The 23,091-nt window shown below is 58.1% G+C and carries 24 protein-coding genes and 5 pseudogenes; 17 read left to right on the forward strand and 12 right to left on the reverse strand.

Annotation, left to right across the window (positions count from 1 at the left end):
- The first annotated feature begins 69 nt into the window (after positions 1-69).
- On the forward strand, positions 70-1,017 hold the full coding sequence (gene ligD / locus AAE027_RS07845) for a non-homologous end-joining DNA ligase (protein ID WP_370986103.1): 948 nt from the start codon (positions 70-72) through the stop codon (positions 1,015-1,017).
- A gap of 82 nt (positions 1,018-1,099) precedes the next feature.
- On the opposite strand, the gene AAE027_RS07850 is transcribed toward ligD, so the two are convergent.
- From AAE027_RS07850 to ku, 3 genes are all read right to left on the reverse strand, one after another.
- Positions 1,100-1,564 carry a metallophosphoesterase family protein gene (locus AAE027_RS07850; RefSeq protein ID WP_370986104.1) on the reverse strand — a complete coding sequence of 155 codons (465 nt, stop codon included), beginning with the start codon at positions 1,562-1,564 and terminating at the stop codon, positions 1,100-1,102.
- On the reverse strand, positions 1,561-2,064 hold the full coding sequence (locus tag AAE027_RS07855) for an NUDIX hydrolase (protein ID WP_370986105.1): 504 nt from the start codon (positions 2,062-2,064) through the stop codon (positions 1,561-1,563). The genes AAE027_RS07850 and AAE027_RS07855 overlap by 4 nt, the downstream gene beginning before the upstream one ends.
- 284 nt (positions 2,065-2,348) lie before the next feature.
- Positions 2,349-3,281: a non-homologous end joining protein Ku gene (gene ku / locus AAE027_RS07860; protein ID WP_370986106.1), complete on the reverse strand. Its 933-nt coding sequence runs from the start codon at positions 3,279-3,281 to the stop codon at positions 2,349-2,351.
- A 142-nt stretch (positions 3,282-3,423) separates the two neighbouring features.
- Between ku and AAE027_RS07865 the strand changes: the two genes are divergently transcribed.
- The 5 genes and pseudogenes from AAE027_RS07865 to AAE027_RS07885 all read left to right on the forward strand — a co-directional run bounded on the left by AAE027_RS07865 (position 3,424) and on the right by AAE027_RS07885 (position 5,975).
- Positions 3,424-3,819 (forward strand): hypothetical protein, encoded by a 396-nt coding sequence (locus tag AAE027_RS07865; RefSeq protein ID WP_370986107.1) that lies wholly within the window; start codon positions 3,424-3,426, stop codon positions 3,817-3,819.
- Between the two features lie 46 nt (positions 3,820-3,865).
- Positions 3,866-4,315 (forward strand): hypothetical protein, encoded by a 450-nt coding sequence (locus tag AAE027_RS07870; protein WP_253587629.1) that lies wholly within the window; start codon positions 3,866-3,868, stop codon positions 4,313-4,315.
- A gap of 3 nt (positions 4,316-4,318) precedes the next feature.
- Positions 4,319-5,043, forward strand: a pseudogene (locus tag AAE027_RS07875) (SOS response-associated peptidase).
- Positions 5,040-5,165: pseudogene (locus tag AAE027_RS07880) on the forward strand (Y-family DNA polymerase); the annotation flags it as partial. The pseudogenes AAE027_RS07875 and AAE027_RS07880, both read left to right, overlap by 4 nt.
- Positions 5,166-5,303: 138 nt before the next feature.
- On the forward strand, positions 5,304-5,975 hold the full coding sequence (locus AAE027_RS07885) for a hypothetical protein (RefSeq protein ID WP_370986108.1): 672 nt from the start codon (positions 5,304-5,306) through the stop codon (positions 5,973-5,975).
- A 259-nt stretch (positions 5,976-6,234) separates the two neighbouring features.
- Here the strand turns inward: AAE027_RS07885 and AAE027_RS07890 are convergent, their stop codons facing one another.
- Positions 6,235-7,122, reverse strand: coding sequence for an ImmA/IrrE family metallo-endopeptidase (locus AAE027_RS07890; RefSeq protein ID WP_370986109.1), 888 nt, complete (start codon positions 7,120-7,122; stop codon positions 6,235-6,237).
- A gap of 2 nt (positions 7,123-7,124) precedes the next feature.
- Positions 7,125-7,451, reverse strand: a complete 327-nt coding sequence (locus AAE027_RS07895; protein ID WP_024342647.1) for a helix-turn-helix domain-containing protein — start codon at positions 7,449-7,451, stop codon at positions 7,125-7,127.
- Positions 7,452-7,599: 148 nt separating this feature from the next.
- Between AAE027_RS07895 and AAE027_RS07900 the strand changes: the two genes are divergently transcribed.
- The 6 genes and pseudogenes from AAE027_RS07900 (at position 7,600) to AAE027_RS07925 (ending at position 9,622) form a co-directional block, all read left to right on the forward strand.
- Complete coding sequence (locus AAE027_RS07900) at positions 7,600-7,818, forward strand: hypothetical protein (protein ID WP_370986110.1); 219 nt, start codon at positions 7,600-7,602, stop codon at positions 7,816-7,818.
- Between the two features lie 2 nt (positions 7,819-7,820).
- Entirely contained in the window at positions 7,821-8,084 is a 264-nt protein-coding gene (locus AAE027_RS07905; protein WP_091880655.1) for a DUF1883 domain-containing protein, read from the forward strand.
- Between the two features lie 60 nt (positions 8,085-8,144).
- Complete coding sequence (locus tag AAE027_RS07910) at positions 8,145-8,774, forward strand: nucleotidyltransferase domain-containing protein (protein WP_370986111.1); 630 nt, start codon at positions 8,145-8,147, stop codon at positions 8,772-8,774.
- Complete coding sequence (locus tag AAE027_RS07915) at positions 8,771-8,908, forward strand: hypothetical protein (protein ID WP_370986112.1); 138 nt, start codon at positions 8,771-8,773, stop codon at positions 8,906-8,908. The genes AAE027_RS07910 and AAE027_RS07915 overlap by 4 nt, the downstream gene beginning before the upstream one ends.
- Positions 8,905-9,410, forward strand: a pseudogene (locus AAE027_RS07920) (DUF6602 domain-containing protein). The gene AAE027_RS07915 and the pseudogene AAE027_RS07920 overlap by 4 nt, the downstream one beginning before the upstream one ends.
- Complete coding sequence (locus AAE027_RS07925; protein ID WP_479714212.1) at positions 9,359-9,622, forward strand: hypothetical protein; 264 nt, start codon at positions 9,359-9,361, stop codon at positions 9,620-9,622. The pseudogene AAE027_RS07920 and the gene AAE027_RS07925 overlap by 52 nt, the downstream one beginning before the upstream one ends.
- Before the next feature lie 129 nt (positions 9,623-9,751).
- On the opposite strand, the pseudogene AAE027_RS07930 reads toward AAE027_RS07925, so the two are convergent.
- A pseudogene (locus tag AAE027_RS07930) lies at positions 9,752-10,294 on the reverse strand (DUF2130 domain-containing protein); the annotation flags it as partial.
- Between the two features lie 52 nt (positions 10,295-10,346).
- Between AAE027_RS07930 and AAE027_RS07935 the strand changes: the two are divergent.
- A pseudogene (locus AAE027_RS07935) lies at positions 10,347-10,771 on the forward strand (DUF2130 domain-containing protein).
- A 74-nt stretch (positions 10,772-10,845) separates the two neighbouring features.
- Here the strand turns inward: AAE027_RS07935 and AAE027_RS07940 are convergent.
- Positions 10,846-11,295: a hypothetical protein gene (locus tag AAE027_RS07940; protein WP_091880661.1), complete on the reverse strand. Its 450-nt coding sequence runs from the start codon at positions 11,293-11,295 to the stop codon at positions 10,846-10,848.
- 1,160 nt (positions 11,296-12,455) lie between these two features.
- Here AAE027_RS07940 and AAE027_RS07945 point away from each other — a divergent pair.
- Positions 12,456-13,487, forward strand: coding sequence for an agmatine deiminase family protein (locus AAE027_RS07945; RefSeq protein ID WP_370986113.1), 1,032 nt, complete (start codon positions 12,456-12,458; stop codon positions 13,485-13,487).
- Between the two features lie 7 nt (positions 13,488-13,494).
- Here AAE027_RS07945 and AAE027_RS07950 read toward each other — a convergent pair whose 3' ends face one another.
- Complete coding sequence (locus AAE027_RS07950; protein WP_244550967.1) at positions 13,495-13,740, reverse strand: hypothetical protein; 246 nt, start codon at positions 13,738-13,740, stop codon at positions 13,495-13,497.
- On the opposite strand from AAE027_RS07950, the gene AAE027_RS07955 reads away from it, so the two are divergent.
- The 3 genes from AAE027_RS07955 to AAE027_RS07965 all read left to right on the forward strand — a co-directional run bounded on the left by AAE027_RS07955 (position 13,660) and on the right by AAE027_RS07965 (position 16,774).
- Positions 13,660-14,274 (forward strand): DNA-3-methyladenine glycosylase, encoded by a 615-nt coding sequence (locus tag AAE027_RS07955; protein ID WP_479714211.1) that lies wholly within the window; start codon positions 13,660-13,662, stop codon positions 14,272-14,274. The two genes, AAE027_RS07950 and AAE027_RS07955, sit on opposite strands and share 81 nt — an antisense overlap.
- Positions 14,275-14,691: 417 nt before the next feature.
- Positions 14,692-15,522 (forward strand): hypothetical protein, encoded by an 831-nt coding sequence (locus tag AAE027_RS07960; protein ID WP_370986115.1) that lies wholly within the window; start codon positions 14,692-14,694, stop codon positions 15,520-15,522.
- Positions 15,458-16,774, forward strand: a complete 1,317-nt coding sequence (locus tag AAE027_RS07965) for an ATP-dependent nuclease (RefSeq protein WP_370986116.1) — start codon at positions 15,458-15,460, stop codon at positions 16,772-16,774. The genes AAE027_RS07960 and AAE027_RS07965 overlap by 65 nt, the downstream gene beginning before the upstream one ends.
- Before the next feature lie 107 nt (positions 16,775-16,881).
- Here the strand turns inward: AAE027_RS07965 and AAE027_RS07970 are convergent, their stop codons facing one another.
- The 4 genes from AAE027_RS07970 to AAE027_RS07985 all read right to left on the reverse strand — a co-directional run bounded on the left by AAE027_RS07970 (position 16,882) and on the right by AAE027_RS07985 (position 23,083).
- Positions 16,882-18,747, reverse strand: a complete 1,866-nt coding sequence (locus tag AAE027_RS07970; RefSeq protein WP_370986117.1) for a hypothetical protein — start codon at positions 18,745-18,747, stop codon at positions 16,882-16,884.
- Positions 18,748-18,779: 32 nt separating this feature from the next.
- A complete protein-coding gene (locus AAE027_RS07975) occupies positions 18,780-19,082 on the reverse strand; it encodes a hypothetical protein (RefSeq protein WP_370986118.1) in 303 nt (100 codons plus the stop codon).
- A 1,221-nt stretch (positions 19,083-20,303) separates the two neighbouring features.
- Positions 20,304-21,632: a hypothetical protein gene (locus AAE027_RS07980; RefSeq protein ID WP_370986119.1), complete on the reverse strand. Its 1,329-nt coding sequence runs from the start codon at positions 21,630-21,632 to the stop codon at positions 20,304-20,306.
- Positions 21,633-21,859: 227 nt separating this feature from the next.
- Positions 21,860-23,083, reverse strand: a complete 1,224-nt coding sequence (locus tag AAE027_RS07985) for a hypothetical protein (RefSeq protein ID WP_370986120.1) — start codon at positions 23,081-23,083, stop codon at positions 21,860-21,862.
- Positions 23,084-23,091: the final 8 nt, after the last annotated feature.

Consider the following 23,091-nt stretch of genomic DNA (forward strand, 5'->3'; position numbering starts at 1 on the left):
CCCGGCCACCTCGAGCGATAAGGTGCCGTCCATGCATTACGCAACACGCTCCGAAAGATTGGCCCTTGAATGAGCCGGACGTCGACCCTGCCCAAGCGCTTACAGCCGATGCTCGCTACGCTCACCGACGCGCCGTTCGACGACCCTGACTGGATTTTCGAGGATAAGTACGATGGCTTCCGGATGATCGCGGAAATCCGGCGCGGCAAGGTTTCGCTCTACAGCCGCAACGGCAAGATCATCAGCCGCAGCTATATCGAGGTCGCCAAAGCGCTGGAGGACGTGAAGGGCGACGCCGTGATTGACGGCGAGCTCGTCGCAATCGGAAAGGACGGCGTCTCGCATTTCCAGCTGCTTCAGAACGCGCTGCGCCATGAAGCGAAGCTCCTGTATTGCGCCTTCGATCTCATGTTTCAGAACACAGTTGACTTGCGCAAACAGCCTCTTCTCGAGCGCAAGGAGCGGCTGAAAGCGATCCTGCCGAGCCACCGCCTGATCGCCTTCAGCCGTCACCGCAAAGCGAACGGCACGAAATTCTTCGGCGAAGCCGAGCGGAAGGGTCTGGAAGGCGTCATGGCGAAGCGCGCCGACAGCGCTTATGCCTCCGGAAGCCGGACGGCGGATTGGCTGAAGATCAAGACAGCAAAGCGGCAGGAAGTGGTGATCGCGGGCTTCACAGCGCCTAAGCGCACGAGGCCGTTCTTCGGCGCCCTGGCCCTCGCCGTGCGGGAAGACGACACATGGCGCTACATCGGACATGTCGGCACTGGCTTCAGCCACAAGGTCCTGGAAGACCTCCATGCCAAGCTCATGAAGCTGACGACCCCTAAATCACCCTTCCCTGCCAAAGTGAAGGACGAGGCCGCCACGACCTGGGTCAAGCCCTCGTTGGTTGCCGAGGTCAAATTTGCGGAGTGGACGAGCAAGGGCGAACTGCGCCAGCCCGTCTACCTCGGGCTCAGGTCCGACAAGCGGGCGAAGGAGGTCGTGCGCGAGCGAGAACGTCCGCGCAAGTAGAGCTTCCCTTCGGCGAAAGCCGGCAAAAAGGATTGATGCACTCGCCTCCTTCGGTGTGAACTCCCTCGGCGGTGGCACTAACTCAGTCGCCTCCAAGGTCGTGGATTTCCGGTCGCATGCCGTCAGGCGTGAGTTCGAGCGTCGCAAGCGTGATCGGCAGCTTGAAACGCCGGGGTCCCGCGCTGCCGGGATTCAGATAGAGAACGCCACCGACCCTGTCGATCTTCGGCACGTGGGAATGCCCGGAGATGATGACGTCGATGCCAGGACCTAGATCGGCCTTCAGCGTCTTCAAGTCGTGCAGAACGTAGATCGACTTTCCCGCCAGGCGCGCAAGGTTCGTGTCGGGGTAGTCGCGAGCCCACTCGGCACTGTCCACGTTTCCACGAATGGCCGTCACGGGCGCAATCCGGCGAAGCGCATCGACGATCTCGGGGCGCCCGATGTCCCCGGCATGGATGATGTGATCGACGCCCGTCAGGCCTCGTTCCGCCTCGGGCCTCAACAAACCGTGCGTGTCCGAAATGATTCCAATCCTGAAGATCATTTCCCGACGCTTTCAACCGCGATCGCCAAAAGACGATCGAGAAACTCTACCTGAGCGGACAGCATCTTGGTCCGCGCGAGCTCGATATCGAACCATTCCGCGCGGTCGACTTCGGGAAAGCTCTGCCGTCGACCGCTTCGAGGCGGCCATTCGACATCGAAGGTATTGCTGGTCAGCGCTGCCGGATCAAAGTGCCCCTCGCCGGCGAATGCGATGACGCGCTTTCCGCCTTGCTGTCGCACCTCCCCTAGGGCCTTAAGTGGGCCAACCGAAGCGCTTGGGCCGAGTTCTTCGGCAAATTCGCGCCGCGCGACGTCCTCCGGAGTATCATTGGCATCGATTTCGCCCTTTGGAATGGACCAGGCGCCATCATCCTTGTTACGCCCGAACGGACCGCCGGGATGAACGAGCAGAACCTCGAGCCCACGAGCGCCTTTGCGGTATGCGAGAATGCCCGCGCTCGAGGTCGATCTGCTGGAAGTTTTTTTCACCGCAGCCATATCGCTCCTACTTTGCAGAGCAATCGACAGCCGGCGAGCCGTCGTCCCGCCATACCGGACCGCGCTCGCCGAGCGCCTGCTTATCCTCGTCCACGCTCCAATGCACCGTTACTTCTGCCTCGCAGTCGGCCGCGTTCCTGGCGCGCGCATCGACCCGCCGGGCCCATTAGACCACCGACGAGATGATCTCGCGTGACCTCGTCGAGATGGGATTTGCCATTCGCCAGAGCCTGCCGCGGACGACGAATAGTGGCCGTCCGGCGTCACCGGATGCTTCACGACACCTAAGCCGACTTCCGCTGCGGCTTGGCCGCCGGCTTCTTCGCCGCGGCCTCTTTCGCCGGCTTCTTGCCCGCGATCGGCATCAACATTTCTTTCTGCCCCGCGGCGGCCTTACGCGGCTTTTTGCCTGATTTCTTGGGTGCCTCTGTCGCGGACGCGCCCTCTCTTCCGATGCTCTTTCGCAGCGCGTCCATCAGGTCCACCACGTTCTCACCTCGAGGACGCGCTTTCGCGGTAATGGGCTTGCCAGCACGCTTCTGATTGATGAGATCGATGAGGGCGGTCTCGTACTGGTCTTCGAACTTGTCCGGCTCGAAATGGCCCGCCTTCTGATTGACGATGTGTTTGGCGAGATCAAGCATGTCCTTGGTGACTTTGACATCCTGGATATCGTCAAAATATTCATCCGCAGCACGGACTTCGTAGGGGTAGCGCAGCAACGTGCCCATCAGTCCCTTGTCGAGAGGCTCGAGCGCGATGATGTGCTCGCGATTGGTCAGCACCACACGACCGATGGCGACCTTGTTCATCTCGCGGATGGTTTCCCGAATGACGGCGAAGGCATCGTGCCCGACTTTGCCGTCCGGACGCAGGTAGTAGGGGCGAATGAGATATCGTGGATCGATCTCGCTGCGGTCGACGAACTCATCGATCTCGATGGTTCGCGTCGATTCCAGCGGGACGTTTTCAAGCTCCTCCTTGGTCACCTCGATGAAGGTATCGGTATCAACCTTGTAGCCCTTGACGATGTCCTCGTTGTCGACCTCCTCGCCGGTGTCGGCGTCAACCTTGGCGTACTTGATCCGATGGCCAGTCTTTCGGTTCAGCTGGTTGAATGAGACCTTTTCGGATTCCGAGGTGGCCGGATAGAGCGCGACCGGACAGGTGACGAGGGAAAGACGCAGGAAGCCTTTCCAGTTAGCGCGGGGGGCCATGGGAACTCCGATACAGATACCGGATTCAAGACGAACGACCCAGCTTGGTTCCGACATCGCGACCCGTCCCCACAGGGGGATTTTTCTTCAGCGGCTGCCTGGTCAGACTCGACATTTGTTCTTGTTATGTTCTAATTCGGGCATGACCGACCGACCCGCGAGCTGGCGCATGCCCACCCCGAAACAGATGGAAAAACTGGCCGCTGAAGCCGACCGTAGACGAGCGCCGTCCGCTGCGCCTCCAGATGCTCCCCTCCCGGCCGAATATTGGGACTCAGTGCTCAAAGACCCCCGCGCAGACGCGACCGTGACCCATGCCCGACAGCGACGCCTTTCGGAAATCAAGGGCCACGTGCTGCGTGTTTCCTGCCGTCGCTGCGACCGAACGGTCGAAATCCAGACCGCCGATGCCGTCCGCTTGTATGGCGCCAACGCAGTCTGGAAAGACGTGGCGCAGCGGTTGCTCGACAACACCTGCCAGCAGCGCACCGGCAGGCATGAAGAAGACGGGTGCTGGCCAGCGTTCGAGACGCCGTAGTCGCTTTGGGTTTGCCGATCCGATCTCGTTGCACCTGGATGTCCGGATGGCGCCGAAGTATCACCCTACGCCCCTGTCGGGCGGCGATCGCAAGGCTCTGGCGAAAGAGCTCGGCAAGGCACGCGCGATGGCGAACATCCTGGCGACCCAATCAGCGGAGATGCGGGCCAAGGGCGAGGCGATGATCCAGCAAGCCGACAGGCTGCTTTGCGAAAGCTGGAACGAGCGGATGTGGAGTGACGGCGAACCGATCGATCCGTCGCCGACCATCGATCAGGCCGTGAACGGAGGCTTCCCCTGGCTGGAGATCAGGTGCGCGCGCTGCAAGACGCCGAGCGATGTGGATCTCGCGGCGATGAAGCACCCGCCGACCACCTTCGTGCACGATCTCGCCAGCCGGCTGCGCTGCCGCAAATGCGCCAAGGCGGGCCGGCGCCCATCCGCGACTCTGCTACAGTTGACGTGGCAGCCGCGCCACCCTCGAACCGAATCCTGACCGATGTGCAATCTTTATTCGATCACGACCAACCAGGCTGCCATCAGCGCGCTGTTTCGCGTGGTGAACCGATACGTCGGCAATCTGGCGCCGATGCCGGGGGTTTTTCCCGACTACGAGGCACCCATCGTGCGCAACGGAGCCGAGGGCCGCGAACTCGCTACGGCGAGATGGGGAATGCCGTCGTCGTCAAAAGCGCTGATGGACGCCACGAAGAAGCGAGCCGAGAAGCTGCAGGCCAAGGGCAAGATGGTGGATTTTAAGGAATTGCTGCGGATGGAGCCGGACGGCGGCACCACCAACATCCGCAATATAAAGAGCAAACACTGGGCACGCTGGCTCGGCCCCGAACATCGCTGTGTAGTGCCATTCAACTCGTTCAGCGAGTTCAACAAGGCCGAAGGCGGCGATATCTGGTTCGCGCTCGACGACACCCGTCCCCTCGCGTGCTTCGCAGGCATCTGGACCAACTGGACGTCCGTCCGGAAGGTCAAGGAGGTGAGACGACCAACGACCTCTACGCGTTCCTCACGACGGAGCCGAACGCCGAGGTCGGCGCCATCCATCCCAAGGCGATGCCCGTGATCTTGACGACGCCAAAAGAAGTCGAGACCTGGATGACGGCCCCTCTGGACGAGGCCCTGAAGCTACAGCGGCCGCTCGCCGACGGAACGCTTCGGATCGTCGCCCACGGCGTTAAGGAAGACACGGCCGGGCTCGCAACGTGACCATCGAAAACGACGAGGCGGCTTCCCCGAACCGCCAACGCAAGATCATCCATATCGACATGGACGCCTTCTACGCATCCGTCGAGCGGCGGGACAATCCGGATCTTCGCGGTAAGCCATTGAGAATGCGTCTGGGTTGGTCGTCTCGTCTTGGCCACTGCAACGATCTGTACCCCCAGCGATCCTGTGGCAGCATACCGTGCGCGCAGCAGCGCGCCGCACGTTGAAGGGCCTCGCCTTTGATGAGCGAATGCCAGCCGATGCGCAAAGCTGGACCGAAGTACCGTTCGGTCAGGACAAGCCCGATTCGCTCGAATGGCCTTGGGACGCAACGGTCACCATTTCAATACCAGAGGCCGGGCTCGTTTACGGCGGACGCATGGACAGGATCGACGTCGGAGCGGCGGGGATCGCGCGCGCATCAGCGCATCAAGCTGCAGGCTGATCGGACGGGAAGTCGCGCCCTGCTCGACCAGGCAGAGGCCCTCCGGGCGGAAGCAGTCACGGACGGCGTCCATTTTCCGATCGCGCCGGATCTGTTTGGCGGCGTTTACATGGACCTGAAGGTAGTGGACACCGTGGGGATCGGTGCGGGCGACGCCAGTTTCGTCAATAAGCAGGTGCTCGATGCCGCGCATTCCGAGACCTACGGCATTGCACCGGTGCTGAACACGCAGAACACCTACGAAATGGTCTACAGCTTCCGGATTGATCAGGGCGCGGGCTTGTTCGGCACGGCAGTCGAGGACCCCTTCAAGTGCTACGATTCAGCGCTTCTGAAGCCCGGCGTGACGGCGATCATGCTGGCGTACGATGCGGCGCCCGAGACGCTGCAGTACACCCGTATCCTCGTCAATGGACAGCGTCCGCTGGCTGCCTGGCTTCTCGACAATGCCGAACAGACGTGGGTGAACCAAGCACGAAGAGGATGAAGCCGAGCGCCTGATCCCCGTTCAGATGAATTATTCTTTCACCGTCCAGGTGTCAGGCGGGGTGGACGTCCGTTACACGCTCACATCGCCGATCTGGAGCCCCGCGCAGATCGGTGGCGGCGCCGGTGCGGTCCAGAGCAGCCAGATGTCCATCTACTTGAACGGCGAAGATGCCAATCTGGCTGGCAACCAGGGCCGACCAGTAATGTCTTGCCCCGGACGCTCGGCCGCCCGTTCGACCGACCTTGGACGCAAGACTCTAACGCCAGCGCGCCTGTTGATCTCTGAAGCGCTGCGCCGAGGTCCGGTTGTCGTCCGCCTCTTCCGCCTCCTCGATCTCCAGCCAAAGCATCAGCAGCGCAAACCCATCTTGTTGAGGATAGACCTGCTCAAACAGCTCTGCCCGCTGCCCCTGCTTCAGGTCCACCCAGTGCTCCGGAATGATGGATGACAACTCGCTGGCGACCCGCTGCCGCAGATCTTTCGCATGAAAGCTGGAAGCCCGCGGGACAGGCTTGCCATAGTGCACGCAAATCCACGGGAACGTCGGCCCCTTGTGGATGCGCCGGACGACGCCGTCCTTGATGACGACGATGGCCAGTTGCTCTGGATGATAACGGGCGTAGGCGCGGGCGGCCGCTTCCTTGCTGACCTCAAAGTGCCTCGCGACCAGCGGGACGTGCGCGAGTGTCGGATCGCCCTTGGGGATGAACTTTTTCAAGGCTGGTGGCGGGATCAGAATGAGGCCGGAGAATTCGTTCGCTTCGGCTTCCATGCGCGCGTAGCGGTCGCCCTGCTCCGTTGACCATTTGGCCATATCGGCCCGCGAGCAAAGAAATTTACCAGCCTCGACTGGCCGATGAGACACGATCAGGAAGTGTCCCAACTCATGCCCGATGGTGAACCTGCGGCGGCCGGAAGGCGCCGCGCGGTTGATGAGAATGAAGCCGGTCGAGCGAGCATCATCAGTGACGAGGCCTCCTTCGAAGCCTTCGGTCTCAAGCGGCGCGATCCGCTCGATGTCCAGTTGGAGGGCCAACTCTTCGATCGGCACCGGTATTGGCAGGTCCTTTTCGACGGACAGAATCTTGGTGACGAGGCCCATCGGCGAGCCCGTGTCGGCCAAGTCGATCCGCGAGATCTTCATGGCTACCCCTTGGGCTTCCTGTTCTTTAGGTGATCCATCATGGCCTGAATGGCTTGGCGGTCGGCAGAACTCAATTCGTTCAATTCCCGATACATGGCCACGACCTGCGGGTCGGCATCCTCGCCCGCCGGATTCTCGCCGATCAGTTCGGCGACGCTGACGCCGAAGCACTTTGCCAGCTTGGTCAGAAGCTCGATTGACGGATTGCTGCTCTTGCCGGTCTCCAAGTCCCATATGTGCGCCTTGGATGCCCCCACCTCATCCGCAACGTCCTGAAGCGACTTCTTTTTTTTCAGCCGCAGTTCTTTGATTTTTGAAGCCAGCGCCATCGAAACCTCTCGTGAATCGTAACGGCGCGGCTTGGGGCCGCGCCGCTCATCTGACGATTTTGTACCACAGCCATTGACGAGCCGCAAACCGTATAGATATACTTGTACAGAATCGTCGACATGAGTCGCGATTGGAAAGGAGCGACTGATGTCGAAATCAACTAAAGGCGGCGGTCCCTACCGCAGTGCAACCACCGGCCAGTACGTGACGCCGAAGTATGGACGCAGCCACCCGAGCACCACGGTTCACGAGGCACCGGGCAGGCACGGGTCGAGCGGGCCGCACTATCGCAGCGCCATCTCGGGCCGGTACGTCACGACCAAGCACGGCCAGTCCCATCCGAACACGACGGTGAAAGACAAGTAGCCATGAACTTCATTCACAACGACCTGGGCTACTTGAACGGCGGAGAAGTGGTCGAGGTCAGCCTCGACCATGCCGCCAACGTGCGGCTGATGGATGCCGGCAATTTCCAGAGTTACCGGCAAGGCCGGCAGCATCGCTACTATGGCGGCCAGGCGCGGCAGACACCGGTAAGGCTGCAGGTGCCGCAGTCGGGTCACTGGCATGTGGCGATCGACCTGGGTGGCGGGGCCGGCTCGATCCGGTCCTCTGTCAGGGTGCTCTCGTAGGAAGGACCATCGATGAATGCACTCGAATTGCGGGGTCTCGTCAATTCTCGGGGATGGCGGATGATGTCCGAGCAGGATTATCTGAACGCCATTCTGATGCGCGAACAGGTCGGCACGGGCCTGGCATCGCCCGCCCTGTTCGTGCCTGGCGTGATCAGGCCGGTCATCGAACAATGGGCCGGCCGATACCTTTTGGACGTCACGCCGAGCGGCTCCTACGCAAAGGGCACGGCCAACAAGAGCGGCACCGACCTCGATCTGTTCATCTCACTGTCGCCGGACACGGCAGAGACACTCTCGGAGGTCCACAAGACCCTGGCCGCGACCCTGAAGGCCGCAGGTTATCAGCCGCGCCCGCAGAACGTCTCGATCGGCATCAAGGTCAACGGCGACGCGGTGGACCTGGTCCCGGGTAAGCGGCAGAACTGGCTGTTCAATGACCACAGCCTGTACAAAAGGCGCGGTGATACCTGGACCAAGACCGACATCTCGCAGCACATCGCGAAGGTGAGCGGCTCGGGACGCCAGGCCGAGATCCGGCTTATCAAGCCCTGGCGAACCCAGAAGAGTCTGGAGTTTCCGTCATTCTATCTCGAACTGGCAGTCATCAAGCGCTTGAAACCGCCTGGTTGTCACCGCTGGCCGACAACATGCGCACGGTCTTCACCTATCTTCGCGGTAACATCATGACCGCGCGCTTCGTCGACCCGTCGAACATCAACAACATCATCTCCGACGATCTCACGGTGGCCGAAAAGCAGGCCATTAAGGCGGCCGCGGCGGCTGCTCTCATTGCGCCCTATTGGAGAGACATCGTCCTATGAGCGGGTGGTCGCTCGAGAAGCTCCTCGCCGGCCTGCATGGGGAGATTTCACTTCGGCTCGAGCGAAGCCGCGCCGCCATCGGCCATCCGGTCGCCAAGGGCGACGCGACGGAGGGCATCTGGATCGAACTGCTCAAGAACTACTTGCCGGAGCGATATCGCGTTGATCGGGCCTTCGTGATCGACAGCACGGATACCACTAGCCAGCAGATCGACATCGTCATTTATGACCGCCAGTACACTCCGCTCATTTTCAAGCAAGACGGCACCCTGGTGATCCCGCCGAAAGCGTCTACGCTGTCTTTGAAGCCAAGCAGTCAATCGATGCGGATCAGGTCGAATACGCCGCGCGCAAAATCGCGAGCGTGCGGGCTCTTCATCGAACCAGCCTGCCAATTCCCTCCGCCGGTGGTATGCAGCCAGCCAAGCCGCCTGGACACATCATCGGCCTTTGCTCACGTTTGAGAGCGAGTGGAAGCCGGCACTGGGCGAACCGCCGCTGAAGGCGCTGACGGCGGCTGACGGGATGGCACCGCTGGACCTGGGATGCGTGGCCGCACACGGGATCTTTATGAAGCAGGAGAAAGGCCACACGATCGAAGCCGATAAGCGCGCCGCAACGGCATTCCTGTTGGAGCTGATCGCGAGACTGCAGACGATCGCGACGGTGCCCATGATCGATGTTCGAGCCTATGCAAAGTTCCTAAAGGACTGAGAGAACCTGCACCTCAAGCCGGCTCTCGCTTGCGTAGGACCGCTACCAGGCGCCGTGCGGTTTTGACCAACCTAGGCAAGTTCTCCATGAAATGTCCGGCGCTCTCTCTTTAACCTAGCTAGGCAGAGATCACTCCGCGGCTTCAGCGGGCGGGCTCTTCAGCTCAGCAAATTTCGCCGCCATCGTTGGATTGCCCCTAGTCAGCTTCTTGATCGTGACGTCCTGCGCCTTGTCGTTCGCAAGGCGGAGGTTCCGGTCGGCTCCGATCAACGCATCCTTGGTCTTCTGCAGATGGTCGATAGACTTGTCGATCTCTGCGATCGCGGTCTGGAAGTGCCGGGAGGCAAGATCGTAATTCTTCGAGAATGAGGTCTTGAACGTCTCAAGCTGGCTTTCAAACTGGGTGATGTCGATATTCTGCGCCTTCACAAGCGCGAGCTCGGTCTTGTACTTGAGCGAGTTGATGGCCGCATTCCGCAGAAGCGTAATCATCGGGAGAAAGAACTGCGGCCGGATGACCTACATTTTCGGGTAGCGGTGGAAGACGTCAACGATGCCGGTATTGTAAAGTTCGTTATCCGGTTCGAGCAATGAGACCAGGATAGCGTACTCGCACCCCTTCTCAGTGCGATCGCGGTCGAGCTCCTTGAGGAACTCTTCGTTCTTGCTTTGGTAGCCAGGTATCGGCCGCGACAACAAGCGTTCAGCCAAGGCCGACATCGCCTTGATCATTTCCACTGCCCTACCCAAAGGTGTGGAGACCTTCGACCTGATCGATGGCGTCTACGTCGCACACCCGCGCTGCGCGATTCCGGTTGCCCTAACTCTTCGTCAAGGTCTTTTGGAGGTCGCCAGCTCACGCACGACGGACAGCAGTCAAAGGCTGAACAGGTCTATCATTATCTTACCGGATCAAGGTTCAAACAGCGGATTGAAGCCATTGTTGAGCGCTTCAAAGACATGCGAGACGACATCGATAAAGAGCGCAAGTTCATGCTGAAAGCCTGGGCCAAACGCGAAACTCAAGTCAGTGCGATGGTTGAATCTACCGTTGGCATGGTAGGCGACCTGCACGGCATTATGGGGCAAGCAATGCCCGAGATTTCGGCGATAGAGGAGCCGCCGCTGCTCGAAGGCAAAGCCGCTTAGGTCGATGCCGCAGCCGGGTCTCAAGCTCCATGCCGCGCTACATTTGGATTGTGCGGCCCGCGAAACGAACTTGCTTACTTGAGCGCGGCCGTCAGCAATTCAATAGAGCGCCGGTATTTGTCGTCACCGGCTCGTTTCTCAGGCGGCAGCTTCGCCAGCCGGGCAGGATCGAGATTGTCTTGGTTGTCGGCCCTCTTCACTGCCATTGCCATGCGGTCACCTGACCTTACAATCTCTTTGATGCAATCAAGGTACGGAATGCCTTTAGGTTTTGAGAGGCGCTGCACCGAATCCACAACCCTGTGAGGATAACCCAAGCGAAGCAGATCCTCCGCGGTGTATCTGGTGTCCTCGATCACGTCATGAAGCAACGCCACGAGCTTGCATTCGATAGAGGCATCTGGCCCTAGTCGATTCATCACGGATACGGGATGCTTCCAGTATTCAACACCTCCCTTGTCCACCTGACCGGCATGGGCCGATTTGATGAAAGCAATGGTTTGCTCAATTGAGGGAGTTGTCATGATAACGATTGTACGCGGCCAGCTTCTTCTGACAAGCGGGCACTTCGTTCAATATCTCAAGGCTACTCGCTTGGACGCCAATGCCTTTAGGCCAGCGATCTTCATTCGTTGCAACGGTGGCGAGTTATGTCGCCAACTTTTATATTCCCAGTGAACCATAGTCGAGGCTCTACCGGCACAACCCGAGGGTTGGGGCACCTAGGATCCAAAGCAGATTTTTATTAGCGTTATTTGACAACAATTGCGAACGCTTCATTGTGGTCGCGACCGTTCGCTGCCCTACCACGAGATTTTCCGTGACTGTTATTACACGTCGCAAGCTAATTGCGGGAGCCGGTTCGTGTTCGCTCTCCTCCTTCGTTCCTTGCAGACGCCGGGTCGACCCGGACGGCAACGAGAGAGCTTTTGTCATCGCTAATGATGACGAGCTGCGACATGGCTGCATATTTGCAAGGATGGGAAGCAGTCTCCTCCAGACGATGCGCTTAGCGCGTCCGCCATCGATTTTTGGACGTTTAGAGTAAGCGAGATTGAGACCAACACGCTTGCAGCATCCGTAGGACGCCTCATCGTCTGGGATGACCTTTTCTCATCTAGAACCCTCGCTAAAAGCGTGAAATCCATTCTAGAGGCTTTTCCGGAATGGTATGGCTTTGATCCTCTCGTCGGCAGGTGCTCATTCCACCTCGACGATTTCAGCGAAATTGGCCCTGCAGTCCGATCTGTGCTTCCAACAACAACAGGGTCCAGCCGTTCTCATCGAGTGGCGTTAATCGACGTTGAATCGTGTGGGCTCAGTCGAGTCGACTGGCCCGACGTTCTGCCACATCTCCATAATTCCTACGATGCTATCCTCGGATTTGCGCATTTCGCGGGGCGCGGCCCCAGCCACCCGCACGAGCTGTGCGATCTCGAATTCGATAATTCGAGGATCGCGAACACCTTGGCCTGCTGCGATCTTGCGTTCTGGACCAGTGACTCTCTGCTTGGATTTGACGATGTGCCAGATTACGAGGCCAGAACTCCTGTTCTGACTGCCTTAGTCCATGACTTCCTTCATGCCCTCTCAGCAAATAGCCCTGTTCGGAACTTAGCCGGGATATCCGAAGCGAGGCTGCGACCGGAACGTCCGCATAGAAAGTTCTCTGTGAGCTTAGAATATGATGAGGAAGGCGTTCTGCTTATCGACCGACGAATTGTGCTGTGACCGGTCAGATCGCTCAAAAAAGACCCGCGAAATGATTCCAGAGATCAAGATCCCCGCCGAATGGGAGCCGCACGCCTTCTGCTATATGGCTTGGGCTGTGCATCGAGAGTGGGGAGCTGACGTAGACAACGTGAAGCGAGAGCTTCGCGAAGTCATCAGCACGGTCGCCGAATATGAGCCGGTTCGGCTTTTAGTGCCGCCAGACCTTATCAACGAAGCCCAATGTCTGAACTTTGGTCAGAATGTCGAAGTCCTCCCGGCTCCCGTTGACGATATTTGGATGCGAGACATTTTGCCAACGTTTGCGCTGCGAGACGGCGCACCCATTGCAATCGACTGGAACTTCAACGGTTGGGGCTCCACCTCTCTGCGTCCGCCTCGTTCCGGAGACCGTCTTGCCGGAGCCATCGCATCTATCACCGGATTGCCAACAGTTTGCGTGCCATTCGTCGCGGAGGGTGGCGCGTTTGTCACGGATGGATACGGTACGATTGTCACGACGAAGAGCTGCTTGCTCAATCCAAATCGAAATTCTGCGATTGCCGGTGAGACAGACGCATGTATGGCGCGAATTGAACATGGGCTCTGGTCAGTAGGAGGTCGCAACGTCGTATGGCTTGAGGGCGACAGGAACGAACCAATCACAAGTGGGCACGCAGACGGTTATGTGCTTTTTGCCCCATCTCGCACCGTTCTGGTCGAGGGAATTGACACTGGCCTTCGATCTAACAACCGCCGGGCCGCCGATATCCATATCCTAACAACAATGACAGACACGAGAATGTCCCTGTTCAGAGTTGCTGAGGTTTTGCCGCCTCGCCAAAGGTTCTGGCGATTTTCGGGCTCACTGTTCGCGCCATGTTACCTAAATGCGCACGTTGCCAATGGCGCAGTGATCACCGCGATTTTTGGAGACCCAGAGCGGGATGAAGCGGCGAGGAACGCTTTGCAGTCCGCTTTCCCCGAAGAGAGATTCGTATGCTAAGGATTGATCACATTGCAAATGGCGGCGGCGGCGTGCGCTGCCTAACGCAGCCAATGCCGGAATCAAGGGAAAACGAAATATGATCGGGTTTGATTGCACCTCGTTCGAGTCCCTCCGACCACTTCCACAGGAGTTCTTCAAATCCGATGTTGAAACTGTCGCAAGAGCGCTGATAGGCGCTTTCCTCTTTAACGTCGATGAGCAGGGCACTGCGGTTGGAGGCCGGATCGTTGAAACAGAGGCATATTGCCAAGCCGACCCTGCTGCGCACTGTTTCGACGACAAACGTCCTCTCGGGAAACCACTTCCGCGCAGATTCTTCGATTCGATGTACCTGCCCGGAGGGCACGTATACGTTTACAAGGACGGTCCAAAGTATTGCTATTTGAATCTTACGTGCGGAGCACTGGACTACGGAAGTGCCGTTCTGATCCGAGCAGTTGAACCATGCAACGATAGCGTTGATGCGATGAAGGATCGGCGGCTAAAGTTCGTCAAGAGCCTTTCCGATGCGGAGCTAGAGCAAAAACTTTGCTCTGGTCCGATTAGGCTTTCTCAAGCGCTCGGTATCGAGCCTGGCATGGATGGAGCCCCCATTTCAAGAACCTCGCTCCGGCTATTTAGTAGCACCGAGCCCCCGGGAATTGTTTGCGGCCCCAGAGTGAACGTTACGCGGGGAGCGAATATAATTCGACGATACGCGATCCGCGGTTCAGCGTTTGTCAGCGAACGTGGAAACGAGCGATATCCTCTTTCCAACGGGCAATATGAAGGTTCAGCGGGATAAAGGCTCTGCAGCGGTGAGCCGGTATCGCGAGCGCCCGCTTGTACCAGCCCGGATCACTGCGTATGACGGACGGCAAGGGAGCCGACAGTTGAGAGCGCCTGCGCAGTTGGTAGATGTGAGGTGTCGAGGATTCGAGCCGGGGGAGCGCCATTTACGTTGCCCCTGACGGCTTTCCCCTGAATTCATTGGCTCCGTGGCTTAACACTGCGCGGGGACCCTCCTCCCCTTGCGGGCGAATGCGGCTCTACAATCAATTGATCATGCAGGCGAAACCGGGGCGGGCTGCCGCCGCGATTTTCCGCCGACTGACGCCCGTCCGGTTTTCCGATGCGCCCAATCGAGTTGTGGACTCTTGAGGCTAAACGCATTGCGTTTGTCTGTCTGCCAGGACAATCTCGTAGCGAGGGCCGGGAGATTATGATGCGGTTGATCAGATTTAAGGTGACGAATTTTCGATCCGTCGTTGACAGCGGCTGGATCGACGCCGAGCGAGTTACAGCGCTGATTGGTGTCAATGAGTCCGGCAAGACTAATCTGTTGCTCCCGCTCTGGAAGCTGAACCCGGCACGCGAAGGCGACATTAAGCCCACGTCAGATTATCCAAAGGGTAATTACGCAGCAGTGCGTGCGGCTCCAGGCTCATTTCCGTTCATACATGCGGAGTTTGTGCCGACTGATGCAATCAAGACGAAGCTCACTGAGCTTACCGGATTGGATAAGAATTCGGTTGCACTTGTTTGTGTCCACCGCTTCTTCGATGGGAGACACACAGTCACATTTCCGAACTTCAAGAAGACGGATACGCTAAGCAGCGCGGAATTAGTCGCAATCCTTACGGCCGCTGAGACCGACATCAGCGCGATGAATCAGTTAAGCAAGGAAGGGAGTTTGAAGGCCGACATACAAGCCGCTTTAGCATCTGCAAAACAGAGCGACGGGCCAGTCTCGGCTTATGACGCTGAAGCGCTAGATGCTGTGGTTGCGCCCTTCTCAGCGCTCCTTCCTGAAACGCCAGCTCCAACAAGCTCGATTGTGCCGCGTTTGAATCTGCTGATCGAAGACTTACAGGTCGCTAGGCTAAAACTGTTGGCTCCTGCGCCAAATGAAATCGATGCGGTGAAACAACTCGTAATCGAGAGCCTGCCGAGATTCGTATTACGGCAACCTCGACTCCGAAATCTACTTGCCGCATGTCGTTCAAAATTTAGCGCGCGAAGACCTTGGCGCGAAGGAGGCCGCAAAAGCTAGGACACTTCGGGTCCTGTTCAATTTTGTGCAACTACAACCACAGCAAATTCTAGAACTCGGACGCGATTTCCGGGATCCTAGCCGCCAACCAAACGAACAAGAGATTGCGGAGATCGCGACTAAAAAGCGCGAACGCACGATCTTGTTGAACTCGGCCGGAACTGATCTGACAAAAAAGTTCCGCGACTGGTGGAAGCAAGGTGACTATACATTCGAATTTCAAGCTGACGGCGACCACTTTCGGATTTGGGTCAGCGATTCGAAGCGGCCGGAAAAGATCGAACTGGAAGATCGTAGCAGCGGGTTACAATGGTTTCTGAGTTTCTACCTTATTTTCCTGGTGGAAAGCAGCGGCGTCCATGCCGATGCGATTTTACTCTTGGACGAACCGGGGCTCTCTCTACATCCACTGGCACAACGCGACTTGTCGGCATTCTTCGAAAACCTCGCGTCGACTAATCAAATTATTTACACGACGCATTCGCCCTTTCTAGTCGATGCCGACATGCTCGACCGCGTGCGGAAAGTCTTTGTTTCGGAGGACGGCTCAACTAAATCGTCGTCAGACCTGCGACAGGGCAGCGATAATCCTCGGCGAGCCGGAGCTACATACGCGATTTACTCCGCGCTCAACATGAGCCTCGCTGAAAGCATCCTGTATGGCTGCCATCCTGTGATCGTGGAGGGACCGTCGGACCAACATTACCTAGCTCTCATCAAAACGGTACTGATCGCCAACAAGAAGATAACCCCAAAGCGAGAGCTGGTGTTCCCGCCCTCTCATGGTGCGAACAACGCCAAGGTTATTGCTAGTATCCTCGGCGGAAAAGATGAGGTTCTGCCAAACGTGCTCCTTGACGGAGATGACGCTGGCAGGAAGATGGCGCGCGACCTGCAAAATGGTTTGTACCAAAGCGCCAAGGGCAAGGTAAAAACTACGGACAAGTATGTCGGCTTCACTAATTCCGAGATCGAGGACCTTTTCCCCCAAGACTTCCTTGTCGCAGCCGTGGACCGCTGGGGACGCAAAGCAGATATACCATTTGTTGACGTTGTGAAGTCCGGAGTGCCTATCGTTCCGCAAATCGAGGCGTGGGCGAAATCACAAGGCGTTCCACTGGATGATGGATGGAAGGTGGACGTGGCGCGCGAAGCTAAGAGACGAGCATTAGAATCAACAAAACCTCTTTTCGATAACGCGACCTTGGACAATTGGGCAAAGCTTTTTGAGGATCTGTTGAGCGAGAGCTAAAGGGCTCCAGGATCAGGTGCCAAGGTCGCGAGATCGGAGAAGATGAATGCGATCACGACCGCTGAGTTGCCGTCACTCAAGCGCAGATTATCTCCCAGTCATGATCACTAGGGGACAATCCAGCTCCAACCTTTGTTATCGATTTCGTCGCGCGGGATTACCACCTGGCGAGTATTTTCAAACTGCCAAGCCGCCGTATTCCGATCCTGACGCCCGTCTATCGTCACGTCTTCGGCTGGAGCGCTCCTCAGATTGATAACGAGCGCCTGCGCATCGTCCGCTAAATCGAGTTCGACGAAGTCCTTGTCGGCTCGCGATGGGAGGTTGGTTGGGCGATTACGCCACAGGGCAATCGTACGCTTGCCCCCTCCGCGCGTGGCGTTCGATCGCTTGATAAGAGCAAACGAGGTTAGGGTCAGAACCGATGAGCCCGGATCGTCAGCGAGGTTGGTCGCGTATAAGCCGGGCCAACGCCCCTTTAGTTGAGGGCCATCCATCAGGAGGGCGAAGATCAGGTTCGGTCCAAGCGACCTGATTTCCGACACAACGGGGTCCGCTCGCGCGAGGTCTTCGCAGATCACCGCTGTGAATGCAGATTGAGACCTAAAGACATCGATGTGAAGAACCCGGTCCTCAATCTCGAGATACTCCCACCAAACGCAATCCGTGCTTAGGTCGGCCTGCAGACCGTAGGCGCGAATCTGCGAATCATCCACTCTCCACCGGTGATGTTTTTTTCTGGAATGGGTCTCGGCGATCCGTTTCCCCAGTTCTTGGTGGATCACGGTAAAAACAACCTGGTTGCCTTTCCGCCTGTTGCAATCTTCGGAAACGCCCGCGATCAAGAACTCGATGGCAGGCCATCTATCCCGGAGGTGTCGAACCAATTCGTCGTACGTAGCCCAATCGAGTGAATATTCGGGCAGCACTACGCCATGTACTTCGCCGCCAGCCTTCTTAAGAAGCTCATTCACGAAGTCCACGAACGAGCGGCGAGCGCTGGAGTCGCTCCAGTGACCATCGCGGGCGGGGTTGTCCTTTTTCGGTGAGAGCCATTTCTGCTCCACTCGAAATCTGCCCCACTTCATATCTGCAGGACCGTTATGAACATCGCCTTTGAAACATCCCTCCGGAATTTCGTAGGGAAAAGGAACGAGTAGGACGTTCAGGCTATCATGGCGGTCCGACGTGCTCGACCATAGCTGCTGATGCCAGTAGACGTTCGGATGACCGTGCGGGCGCAGCAAAGTCAGGTTGTGGCTCAGCGTTCTCATGGTGCAGCCCACGTCCGTGGTGCGGCCCTTCGGAAGAACCCGGACGACATCACGAGATGCATCAACAGCGAGGCTGTCGAGTGCCACGTGACGGCTCAGGTGCCTGTCGTCGGTTCGGGAACGGCTCGACGGAATCACGAGCTTTCTGGTGCGGTTAATGAGCAAGTACGAGGCGAGCTTATTGGCCCAATTCGGATCTGCGCCGTCGTCGCCGAACGTCTCGTAGCCGCAGTTGATGCTCGCTTCATCCGCAATCACCAGAAGGGCATGAGCCGATTTCCACCATGACAGACGTGGTCTCGTTGCTTGTCCAACAACAAGCGGCTCGTTGCGGCAGGCCCAAAGCTCGGCCCAGAGTTCGGCTATTTCAGGTTGGGTCTTGAAGACATTGGAGGCCCAGCTCTTGCCTATCTTGCGCCAAGCGACCAGCTGCGCTGCCTTCGGCGCTTGAGTTGCACCAGAATAGCCAACCTTCGGCACGCCCCTTGTAGAAGCGAACGGAGCGACGATGTAGGTATAGGCACCTGAAGCATCGAGCAGATGGGCAACAGCTCCAAACAGCTCGGCAGGGAGAGCGGGAGGAGCAGACCAACGTCCCGTATCGGGATTGGTGCCTTTCGGAAACAGCCTCTTCAACTCGCTGCCAACAGTCGCAGACGCGGGAGGATTACCCGCGCGCGACTGGCGTCGTTTCGTCATCCCCCCTGCCCCCGCAATGAGGGGCGATTGTACTAGGAGCTTTTAAGTCCTAAAATGCGGTTCAATCCAACGATGCCCGCATAGCCCGCTTGTTCCCAATCGCCGTTGCTGATTGTCTTTTCCCGCGTTTGCCCCGGATACGCAGCAGCGAACGACGATGCCGCACGTTCTACGTACTTGCCAATCAGCTTAGCCGCTGCAGGATCGGACTCCAGCAACTTCAATACATCCGGGGCGCCCTGACCTGCGCCGAGCGCGAGAGCGAGCGATCGCATCTCGTTGCTCTTCCGGAGCGGCTTCAACCGGCGCTTCATGTTATCGTTGGTGCTGCCCATGGGGAACGGCTGGATCGGAGTGTGGCGAGAAAGTGTTTACGCGGCCTTAATAACAAGCTCGGCTGGGAGAGGTCAACGAAGATCTCCCCGTACGGTTGCACAATCGCACAGGATCGTGACGGGGGCGTGGCGCTGCCTAGCGCCGCACCTTCAGATGTAGGGAACGGCACCCGCGGTTCAATGCGCAAAGTTACAGACGCCGGTGCCCGCCTCGATCGAGGCATATTGCCTCATTTTAGGTAATACCTCAATTTGAACTTCTCAAAAAAGGTATTACCCGATTGCCTATAGGAGTGCTTTTAGGTAATACCCAAGCTTCAAACCTTCACGGACGTCGTTCGTAGACATCACCAGGTTCTCATGACCAGGACGAACGCATCAAGACCTAGGCGATCGCAACGAAAAGCGGGCGCTAAGGTGGGTCGGCCTCCCACCGGCAAGGATCCGATGCTGTCCTTTCGCGCGGCGGATGAGCTCATTCATCGGATTGAGCGCTGGTCCAATTCCCGTGGCATGAGCAGATCCGAAGGCTTAAGGGCACTGATCGAGCGAGGACTCGTCGATTCGCTAGCACCCTCCTGGGGCACTCCTGAGCTCGGCTGGCCACGCTAGTCACCGGCAGGTAGAGCAGAATCCCGGCAGTCGCGTGCAATTGCCTTCGGCACGATCCGGATTTCAGTCTGCGAATGCGATCGAATTTGTCGACGCTTTCAGCACGGCTGGCAACAGCCGCTTACACTAGAGCAAGAAAGGGGTGTGGAGGGTTTCAGTGGGAAAACTCCCGCAATAGCTTGCGGCGTTCGACCCGAATACCGCAATCGCGTGGGCGGTCAGCCCTGCCGGCCCTCAGATCTTTCTCCTGCCGTGTGCCCGCGCGGCCGCCTTTCGTCTGCTGTCTTGCCGAACGAGCGCCAAAGGATAGCCATGTCAGGCTCGATTGGTATTGATCGCAAGCGATGTACCTGTCGGGCCGTACGAGGATTAAACGTTCGCACTCCAGGCTCAAACCTGGCCCCGCTGATAAGAGCCAGCCTCGCGATGAGTATAATCAATGACTTATTGGTCGCACGACTGGCCCTATAGGCGAAAAATGGGCATTCGTGGCATGACCACCGCCCTTTGGCGGACTGCCCGAGGTCGACGATCCATGGCTCAACCGCCCTGACCTCGTCGCGTTCGGAAACACAAGATTTGAATGACAGCTAGCCCCGCGTGGCGAGACTAAGGATCCGGACAAGACCATTCTCCATAGCAATGGCCCTTCACCTGGTTGCTGCCGCAGCAGATCTCGATGTGGTTGGCGCATTGGCTGCCCGCCGCTCCGCACTGCACATTCATACGAGAACGAAGCCCCGCTTGCGGTTGAGAGATCGAGGGAAGACCAACCTTCTTTTTTTCCTTCACTGTGCCGTGAATCCTGAGAAAGATTCGGTTCGACCCATCCGTCGGAAGGACTGAGACATCGCTGCTCGCAAGCGTCCACCTCTCGTTTGCGTCGCTTTCGGGTATCAAGACGAAGTCGGCGCCAGTGGAGGACTCGACCTTTCCCTGGAATTCGACCCACTCCGAATCGCGAAAGTCAGCTGGGACAACCAATGTCGTCGTCATGCAAGGAGCTCCTAAGCGCGGAAAAACGACCCAAAGTAACTTCGCCGCGACCGGCAGACTAGTAGCCAGTATTGCGACCGCCAAACCGACACAGATGAAGCCACGAATGCCGGGGTAAATGATGTCGAACAGGGAGACGCCGAGATGGTACGTTTCCAAAGCAAGCCTAGTCGGAAACAGGCGCGCCATGGCAGCGGCAGCAGCCACCGTCGCTTCGACCGGCGGTCGATCGGAAGCTGCCAGCGTCTTCAGCCGTCCGGCTCGTTTATCCAAAAGCTCCTTCGTATCCTCTTCGAATAGACCTCGCCGTTCTTCGCCGAACGCCGCAATCGAGTTGCCGAGATCGCGCCCCGGGACTGCGCGGCCGTGACGTTCGACCGTTCGGACGAATACGAGAGCCGCGTCCTCGCGCGTGAGCGCACCGTCCTTGCGAATCGAATGTGCGAGTATCTGTGGGCAATACCGATTGTAGAACAGGTATAGCGCCAAATAGAGCATATAACCTGCGATTTCGATGCGGATGACTTCGACGGCCGTGAAGTGATGGCAGAACAGGTAGAAATTGAGTACGTTACTGTTGACCCATACGGCCCAAGCTGAATGTTTGTCCAAGCCTTGCGTTACGTAGAAAAGGACGTAAGAAAGCACCACCAAGGTAAGGGCCATCCTCGACCCCGCAAAAAACGGCTCGAGCGTCGTCCAGCGCGGCACGTGCAGTCTCGCCACCCAAACCGCCTCAGGGTACGAAGCGGCGAGCAGATCGATTGTGTAACTGATCAGGGCAAGGGGGACGCCTGCAAGGGCGAGCCAACCCACGTGCATTGCCGGCGTGCCCCAATTGGCGAACACGATGGCGAACCACAACGCATCGCAAAGCAGGAGGACGGCAAAAGCGATGCTCCAGCGCAAAAACAATGCCTTGATGTGGGTCATCGCATCCATCTACTCAGATCCCAACCGCTTACCTCGACCGCGCAACGGCACGGCGCGTCGCCTTACAGCAGACCGATTGCTGCGTGCGGCCCGCGAGCATAGGCGTCGATGAGAGGAGCGCGCTTCGTTCTGGCGAGACCGTATATTCAGACAGTTCCGTAAGGCCGATGCCCCAGGTTTGAGGAGCGGATCCGCCCGGAATGCGACGCGCACGGTCGAAGCCTGTTGTCCATGAGTTAATATTGCAGCGTAAGCTGAACTTGATACTTCTTCGACTTCAGAAGGGTCGTCTTGTCCGTCCCATCATCGTAAGTGACGGCAACGGAAATCTTCTCGGGGTCGACCGTAACGGGCACGCCGTCCACGCTGCAGAACCTACTTGGCTTCCCTCCCAGATCCACACTCGCTTGCGAGTGAAAGTTTTTGATGTCGGTGTTGTTCGAGGCGTTCCAGTAGTAGTGGTACTGTGCGTTTAGATGAATGCGACCGCACAGGGCGCCCATTTCCGGCATGTTCTGAAACAAGGTCGCATTCAACTCGGCTGTCCCGCCCAAGAAGCTGTAGGTAGTATTGGACCCGTAGTTAGTCAGACCGGCATTGGCTACGCGAAATACATTGGCTTCAGCGACAGTGCGGAAATAGACGCCAATCCATTGGGGACCAAGGTCCGGATTAACACCCCAGTGCGCTCTGGGAAGATAGGGCTCATACGTGCCGGAGAAACCACCGATGCCCGCCTTGCCGCGGAAGTCGGTCTGGCCGTAGGGAGTGAAACGCAACGTCTGGAGAGGGAAAAGGCCTCCGCCTGAAAGCTCGAACTGATTGTCGATTCCGGCCTGGAGCGCGCTACGCTCGGACGCCTTGAACGGTTCTCCGAGCGTCCCGTTCGCATATAAGAAGGGGGCAGCGGCATATCCGGAGAGGCCCAGCGACGATTGAACGCGCGGCAGCGACGGATCGCCCTGGATCGGCGGATTGGGCAGGTCCGGTCGCCATAACACATAGCTTGCGAACCCCTGCACTGCCAGCGACGTGGACTTCGCCAGTTCGTCCCGAGTGTAAGTTACAGAAGCCCCTTTTGTATCGAGCGGATAGCCTAACGGATAAAGATAGTAGGCGGCATCGATCGCCTCCTTGCGGAGAAAGAAGGGTTGCGTCTGATACTTCTTCTCGAGCGTCTTCGGATCGATCGCTTCGGGGTAAGGATCGGTCGCCGACGGGGCCGCTGTAGTTGGGACCAGCTTAGCGTTAGCGCTTCGCGTCTTCGGGACCGGCAGTTCAGCCGATCGCGCCTTCTCTTGCTTAAGCTTGCGAACTTCTGCTCGCAATCTCTGCAGTTCGGCACGTTCAGTTTCGCTCAGCGGCTTCTCGTCGTCGGCCGGCTGCGACGCCGCGCCTGATACTCCTAAAAGCAGACAAACTGCAGCCGCCAACGTGATGCGCCTTTGCATCCCAATCATTTTCGTCC

The sequence above is a fragment of the Bradyrhizobium sp. DN3 genome (assembly GCF_041357655.1).
Classification (GTDB): domain Bacteria; phylum Pseudomonadota; class Alphaproteobacteria; order Rhizobiales; family Xanthobacteraceae; genus Bradyrhizobium.